This is a genomic window from Synechococcus sp. R55.7, from assembly GCF_047461955.1.
Lineage (GTDB): Bacteria > Cyanobacteriota > Cyanobacteriia > Thermostichales > Thermostichaceae > Thermostichus.
Genome location: NZ_JANSIC010000118.1, coordinates 7475 through 8548 on the forward strand (window position 1 = coordinate 7475; position 1074 = coordinate 8548).

General features: G+C 63.2%; 1 protein-coding gene. It reads right to left on the reverse strand.

Annotated features, from left to right (window positions below):
* The coding region (locus tag NW820_RS07735; RefSeq protein WP_414407152.1) for a hypothetical protein at nucleotides 1–770 on the reverse strand (770 nt) is incomplete at its 3' end.
* Nucleotides 771–1074: the final 304 nt, after the last annotated feature.

The window sequence follows — 1074 nt, forward strand, 5'->3', positions numbered from 1 at the left end:
CCCAAGGCCAACCCACCTGCTGCCCCATAGCCTGCCCCGCGGGCTACAGTTGTGCCGACATCGGCGTTGCGATCCAACCCGACTGGTAGCGGCGCAGATTGGCCTCTCACCAAGTAGGTGGAAGAGCCGATGGTGAGGCGGTTGGCCACAAAGCGGCTGCCGACGACCCGCTCTTGGGGATCGGCGCTCTCCGCCTCCCGGCCAGACAACTTCAGTTCTCGGTAAACCGGCTCAAAAGTGCCCCACACTACACTCCCTGCCGGGATCACCACCTGGCCAAAGCGATCCACCACCGGCTCGGAGACTTCCAGGTGGCCGTTAATGGCCTGGTAGGGCTGGAAAGTGATGGGGCGGTAGACCGTGAGGAGAATACGGGTGCCGGCAGGCAGCTCGCCCCGCGTGGCTCCAGGGAGATCCCCACCTGGGCTGAGGTCGGGCCGACGTTGATAGGAATAGGCCTCGCCTTGGGGGAGTTGTCCACCTGGGGCCGCTTGAACGGGCACCACCGGGATCGGATCCAAGGCCGGAGCTGTGGGATCCAGCGGCATTTGCGGCACCTGAGGTACCGGTGGCAGGGCCGTGGCAGAGCCGGGGGAGGGCGGAGGGCTCAGCAAGGGCAGGGTAGGGACGGGATCCCCCCTGGGGGGCACCGGCTGAGGGGTGAACTCGAACTGCTGAGCAGCAACCGGGGTAACGGCACCGGCTATCAACACCCCCCAAAAGGAACTCCTCTGCAACAAATGCAGGAACGGCTGCAAGGTTGAGCTCATGGATCCCATCCGGTCGCAACTGGCAGTAGCTTAACATCCTGCCCCGCTTGTGCCCACTAGATTTAGTAGGTATTAAGGGATCGGAAGCTCTTAAAACACTATTGAGCCTGTTCGGGGTCTGGATCGAGTTTTCCCTAGGGGCTGGGGGAAGGAGAAGGAGTCGGTCCGCCGGGATCCCCTGGCTGGGGGGCTGGGGATTCTGGCTTAGGAGACTCTGTAGCCTCACTCTCCTGAGCCTCGGGGCTGGACTCCGGCTTGGGTTCTGCAGGAGACCGTCCTTCTGGAGAAGGAGAAGGTGAAGGCT